Origin of the sequence: Streptomyces sp. URMC 126 (assembly GCF_051386555.1) — a bacterium.
Lineage (GTDB): Bacteria > Actinomycetota > Actinomycetes > Streptomycetales > Streptomycetaceae > Streptomyces.
This window is the reverse complement of the sequence record NZ_JBPQTX010001300.1, coordinates 1-239: the sequence shown is the minus strand read 5'-3', so window position 1 is coordinate 239 and position 239 is coordinate 1. Positions and strand designations below refer to the sequence as shown.

Annotated in this window: 1 protein-coding gene; it reads right to left on the bottom strand. The window is 49.0% G+C overall.

Features of this window, described 5'->3' with window-relative positions; translation table 11 throughout:
- Nucleotides 1-239, bottom strand: a 239-nt coding sequence (locus tag ACSNOK_RS36040; protein ID WP_436784866.1) for a DUF1003 domain-containing protein, incomplete at both ends; no start/stop codon positions are given.

The window sequence follows — 239 nt, the reverse complement described above, 5'->3', positions numbered from 1 at the left end:
ATTAGATAAGTGGTCGAGTCGTTCATTGATCTTTTGTAACGTGTCATGGATCTCATCTAATTCATGGCGCATGTAGTCGCGTGTAACAGTCTCGCCTACCGCAATACGGACACCGGCAAGTTCACGGGCGAGGAATTCAGTATCAGCTTTAGTTTGGGCGGCACGTACACGATCTTCCTGCAGACTGACACGATCGCGATTCTCTTGACGATTTTGTGCCAGCAGAATAAGCGGTGCTG